The organism is Clostridium sp. (assembly GCF_036569345.1).
Taxonomy (GTDB): domain Bacteria; phylum Bacillota; class Clostridia; order Clostridiales; family Clostridiaceae; genus Clostridium_AD.
Map to the genome: position 1 here is coordinate 1 of NZ_DATCQT010000146.1, position 4,834 is coordinate 4,834.

8 protein-coding genes and 1 pseudogene are annotated in these 4,834 nt (G+C 30.0%); 2 read left to right on the forward strand and 7 right to left on the reverse strand.

The window, feature by feature from the left end:
* The coding region (locus VIM70_RS14335) for a DUF429 domain-containing protein (RefSeq protein WP_331946456.1) at window positions 1-558 on the reverse strand (558 nt) is incomplete at its 3' end.
* Window positions 559-796: 238 nt separating this feature from the next.
* Between VIM70_RS14335 and VIM70_RS14340 the strand changes: the two genes are divergently transcribed.
* Window positions 797-1,273 carry a hypothetical protein gene (locus VIM70_RS14340; RefSeq protein WP_331946457.1) on the forward strand — a complete coding sequence of 159 codons (477 nt, stop codon included), beginning with the start codon at window positions 797-799 and terminating at the stop codon, window positions 1,271-1,273.
* Between the two features lie 98 nt (window positions 1,274-1,371).
* Here VIM70_RS14340 and VIM70_RS14345 read toward each other — a convergent pair.
* The 3 genes and pseudogenes from VIM70_RS14345 to VIM70_RS14355 all read right to left on the reverse strand — a co-directional run.
* Window positions 1,372-1,809: pseudogene (locus VIM70_RS14345) on the reverse strand (GyrI-like domain-containing protein); the annotation flags it as partial.
* Between the two features lie 92 nt (window positions 1,810-1,901).
* A complete protein-coding gene (locus tag VIM70_RS14350; protein WP_331946458.1) occupies window positions 1,902-2,468 on the reverse strand; it encodes a zeta toxin family protein in 567 nt (188 codons plus the stop codon).
* 2 nt (window positions 2,469-2,470) lie between these two features.
* On the reverse strand, window positions 2,471-2,635 hold the full coding sequence (locus tag VIM70_RS14355; RefSeq protein ID WP_331946459.1) for a hypothetical protein: 165 nt from the start codon (window positions 2,633-2,635) through the stop codon (window positions 2,471-2,473).
* A 350-nt stretch (window positions 2,636-2,985) separates the two neighbouring features.
* On the opposite strand from VIM70_RS14355, the gene VIM70_RS14360 reads away from it, so the two are divergent.
* Complete coding sequence (locus tag VIM70_RS14360; RefSeq protein WP_331946463.1) at window positions 2,986-3,243, forward strand: class I SAM-dependent methyltransferase; 258 nt, start codon at window positions 2,986-2,988, stop codon at window positions 3,241-3,243.
* Between the two features lie 100 nt (window positions 3,244-3,343).
* Here the strand turns inward: VIM70_RS14360 and VIM70_RS14365 are convergent, their stop codons facing one another.
* The 3 genes from VIM70_RS14365 to VIM70_RS14375 all read right to left on the reverse strand — a co-directional run.
* Entirely contained in the window at window positions 3,344-3,685 is a 342-nt protein-coding gene (locus VIM70_RS14365; RefSeq protein ID WP_331946460.1) for a zinc ribbon domain-containing protein YjdM, read from the reverse strand.
* A 317-nt stretch (window positions 3,686-4,002) separates the two neighbouring features.
* Window positions 4,003-4,353, reverse strand: a complete 351-nt coding sequence (locus VIM70_RS14370) for a GIY-YIG nuclease family protein (protein WP_331946461.1) — start codon at window positions 4,351-4,353, stop codon at window positions 4,003-4,005.
* Between the two features lie 126 nt (window positions 4,354-4,479).
* On the reverse strand, window positions 4,480-4,834 hold a 355-nt coding region (locus VIM70_RS14375), incomplete at its 5' end, for a peptide deformylase (protein WP_331946462.1).

Sequence of the window (4,834 nt, forward strand, 5' to 3'; positions counted from 1 at the left end):
ATATAATATTTTTTCAATGCTTTTAAAACCTGAGTTTTCTAATATATCAATTCTTTCTTTTAACCCCTTTGCAGTATCCTTTGGTGAAGGTATATAACCTAATAAAACTGTAAAACAGGCATGAGGAAATACCTCTATAAAACCTTGAATATCATGCTTATATTTATTGTTGATGATTTCCTTATATCCTAACTCCTCAAGCTTTGCATAGAGATTAAATCCTGTTTTCATCCAACCTTTCCATCCAGTTATCTCATCCATGCTTCCTGGTGTAGAAAATGGATTTATTCCTCTTCTAGATAATTCATACTCGCTCACTTTTTTGTTGTAATGTCCCTTTAGTTTACAATTTAAGTCCATCCTATACTCATCATTATTCATAAACCCATGGTTCAATTTATAAGGAGCATCCACCGCTACTACAGATGCTTCATTATTTTTTAAAAAATCAACAAAATCATTAGCCGCGATATTTCTTATAAATTCTATATTTAGATTTTCATCTATACTTGCAACAGTTAGTTTTTCCTTATGTACATCAATACCTATAAAGTTCACAAATTGCACCTCCTTGTATAAGCGCTCTTCTTATAAACTATAATTCTACATTAATTTCCATATACCTCTATATTAAATAACATTTTTGTAAATAAATACAGTATATCTTGCTCATTATATATACTGTTTTAAAGGGAAGCAATTTATATATAATTATGTTAAATATTGGAATAATTATATTAATATATTGTATACTTAAATATGGTTAATAAAAATACAAAACCAGGAGGATGTTATTTTGAAAAAGAGATATACACTTCTTTTAATTAGTGCTTGGCTAATTTTATTATTCACTGCATGTTCAAAACAAGAGATTAAACAAAAGGTAACGCCATTTGAGAATATTCCAATAGCCTCAGCTAAAAGTATTGAATTTACAAATTACACTATAAGAAGTGAACATAAAGAATTAGGTAGGATAAAAACAGTCACAAAAAAACAAGACATGGAAGCTATAATTAAGTATATTAAGACTCTAAGTTGTACAGAAAGTACTCAAGAAGCAAACGATGGTGATTACTCGATTCGTTTAAGAGATAACACGGGTAAATATATATATTCAATTCAAGTATCTAAAAATCAGCTTTGTTTGTATGAAAGGGGTACAAACACTGCTATAACTGTATATGATTATAAAGACCCAAAACTTATTAATGAATTGGAGACATTATACAAGGAGATAAATTATAAGGAAGTACTTATGATGAGAAAATAACTTGGGGATAAATATATTAACAAACTAACGAAAGAGATGGTCAATTGTTTTAGAGTCAATCTAAAGCATTTAACCATCCCTTTGTTATTCTCATCCTTTTACTTCTTAATAGGAATCCAAACCTCACACCTGTAATCAGAAGAGTTTGTATCACCTGCTGGATAAATTTCAAGCTCTGGTGCGCAATCATGCTGATATCCCGTTGAAGGCATCCACTCTGAAAATATCCTTCGAGTAATATCTTGCAACGCTTCCGGTAGTTTTCCCACTGATTCAAATACAGCCCAGGTTGCTGAGGGTATAGTAGTTGAAAAATATCCTTTGGGAAGAGATTCGCTTATTTTCTCAACTCCGATCATATAATTAAATCCTTCTTTATCATCGAAGTCCTTACATACACCTAGTACGCCAAGTTTACCTGCCTTTGAACTAATCCACTCGTAAGAACCATCATTCATGCAATCGTCCCAGAATTTAGGCACCTGTATGAAATTCTCTCCGTCTACCATAGTTATTTTTGTTTGTTTACCTACTATGTTTTATAAACATTTGTCCTGTCTTTAAATGCTGCCTAATGACAGGTTTGCTAGTATAAAAAATAGCTAGTAAATAAAATAATATTTACTAGCTACACATTTAATAAATCATTAGTCCAACTTGGCATATTTTTAACTTTCCAAATTATATTACCATCTTTGAAATCAATTATCTCCTTAAATACTTCTGTATTATCATATACATTGATTTCATCACATATTTCAATGGCCCCTTTTAAATTCTTTAATGAAGCATAATACCTTCTTTCAATTGTGTCCTCAGGTATTCCGTGTCCACCATTGCTTACCCTCTGCTTAACTCTAGCTTTTGCAATTTCAGGGTTTTCAACTCCTATATAATTCATCACAATATAGAATCCATTTTCTTTTGCTATCTTTATATTTTTTAATATGCTTTTACCCGATAATGTAGTCTCTTGATTAAATGATATCTCTTGTGAAATATAACTCTTTATTAGTTTCACTGCTTCTCTAGCACATTTCATTTGAAGATTATTATCTTTCCATGAACCTATACGAGCTACAATTTCATCAGTATTTATTCTTTTTTCATCTTTATTTTCATTATAATAAATTGACTTATATATTGATGTTTTACCAGCACCATTGGTGCCTGCAAATATTGTGTACATTGGCATAATTATTTACCTATTACCTTTTCTTGTTCTCTTTGTAGAACCATATTAGATAACATAATATAAAAATCTTGCTCTTCTTTAGTCTTTGCTTTCTTAAATAAATCCTTTAATTGACTATAAGATTGTCTCAAAAAAATGTCATATATCTCATTACTTTCATTTTGCATTTCTAATACCTCCAATTCAAACTATTTATATAATATTATATACCAATATACTATAATAATAAACTGTTACCTTATTATTAGCAAACACGAATTTGCAGTTTATGTAATCACCTCTGAGGTCGCAGTAAAAACTGTAACTTTTTACATTCTATTTCAAATCTTCAATTGAATCCCAGAAATTATTTTCATGTACCAAAATAATTTTATGTCCATCTTTTAATATGTAACGACCTCCGAGCTCGTAGTAAAAACTGTAACTTTTTACGTTCTAATGAATTGGAGACATTATACAAGGAGATAAATTATAAGGAAGTATTGATGATATTCCTCTATCAGATAATTCAATTGATATTGTACTAGCTTCATTAGTTTTACATGAAGTTAACCCGTTATCTAAGACGCTACAGCAAATTAAACGTGTGCTTAAAGAAGGTGGATATTTTCTATGTTTCGAATTTGAAAAAACAGAAAGTGCTATTGATGGCCCCCCAATGCATGTAAGAATTCCTTCATTGATTATGGAAGAGGAATTAATAAATGCTGGATTTAGCATAATACAAAAATTATTTCCAAGTGATCTTTTATACATCTTTATTGTTAAAAGCTGATACTCCCATCAAAGGGAGTGCGTATAATCTTTCCTTTAAAACATTTTTAATCATAAAAAAACCTGACCTAAAATTAATTAGTTCAGGTTTCCACTAGTTTTTATACTTTTTTAACAAATTCAGATTTAAGTTCCATAGCGCCAAATCCATCAACTTTACAACTAATATTATGATCTCCATCTATTAATCGTATATTCTTCACTTTTGTACCTGCTTTAATAGCAAGTGGAGTCCCTTTTACTTTAAGGTCTTTAATTATAGATATAGTATCACCACTCTTTAAGACGTTTCCATTTGCATCTTTAACTATCTTCTCATCTACACTATTTTCAGTTTCTAGTTCTAAAGTCCACTCATGAGCACATTCTGGGCATATAAACAGATTTCTGTCCTCGTATGTATATACTGAATTACATTTTGGGCAATTAGGTAAACTAGGCATAATTTCATTTCCTCCATTAGTTATTGTTAATTCTAATATAAAAAATCATTTTCAATTTCATTTTACAATTTCATAAGAATAGCAATTACGAATTTATAATTCAAAAAAAATAGGCAATTCCTTATATGGCTACATTTTATCATAGTACTCTCATATTGACAAACAGTCCAAAAATGCTACTTAAAGCTCCTCATCCAAGTTTACATAGTAGTATATCAATCATTAACTTCCAGTCTATGTAACGACCTCCGAGGTCGTAGTAAAAACTGTAAGTTTTACTTTCTATTCATAAGTTCCTAGCCTATTTTTGTTCAATCTCACTTATACAATTTTAGAATCTCGCTTTGACTATCAATATAGATTTTTAAAAGTTCTTTTAAATCATCCATTTTTTCTTTTTCTGTTGAAGGCTCATTAGGTTTAAGTTTTTCCACAACTTTAAATTCAAAAGATTTTTCACCATAAGTATTCCAATCTGCTTGTAACTGCTTTAATTTATACCTCCCGATACTTAGCTTAAATTTAATTGATTCAAAAGGCTTATATAAATTCACTGATATATCTATTAAAGAATATCCAGTAATAGTATTATATATTTGAATTATACCCATTTCTATTTCTTGCTGCTTGTAGATATTTATAAATTCCTTCCTTTTAATATTGCTCATAATATTTTCCTCACAATTCTTATAATATTTACTGCCATCATTGGTTCTGATTAGGTATTCGCAGTAGTCGCCTTCATCTTTCTTTAATTGCTATGATTCCACCTTGAACAGCGATCTTACCTTTTTCTATATGACTATCCCATCACAATGGTCTACTTCATGTTGAATAATTTGAGCAATCCATCCTGAGTATTTTCCCCTTCGCTTTTTAAATCCCGAATCAAAATACTCTACTTCTATCTCTTTGAATCTATTAGTTTTTCTAACACCTATAAGTGAAAGACATCCTTCTTCTGTTTCATATTGACCCGACTTATTCACTATCATAGGATTAATCATTGGAACGTTCATATCGCCCATACTGATCACAATAATTCTTTTTTTGACACCAATCATATTAGCTGCCATTCCTACACAGCCTTCTTTATTTGCTTTAAGCGTATCAAGCAAATCCTGTATCACCTGAGCATCTGCTTTTGTA

What these genes read in the sequence shown, in the direction of transcription:
- VIM70_RS14350 (WP_331946458.1), bottom strand. Translation starts at nt 2,468, where the DNA reads ATGCCAATGTACACAATATTTGCAGGCACCAATGGTGCTGGTAAAACA.
- VIM70_RS14355 (WP_331946459.1), bottom strand. Translation starts at nt 2,635, where the DNA reads ATGCAAAATGAAAGTAATGAGATATATGACATTTTTTTGAGACAATCT.
- VIM70_RS14365 (WP_331946460.1), bottom strand. Translation starts at nt 3,685, where the DNA reads ATGCCTAGTTTACCTAATTGCCCAAAATGTAATTCAGTATATACATAC.
- VIM70_RS14370 (WP_331946461.1), bottom strand. Translation starts at nt 4,353, where the DNA reads ATGAGCAATATTAAAAGGAAGGAATTTATAAATATCTACAAGCAGCAA.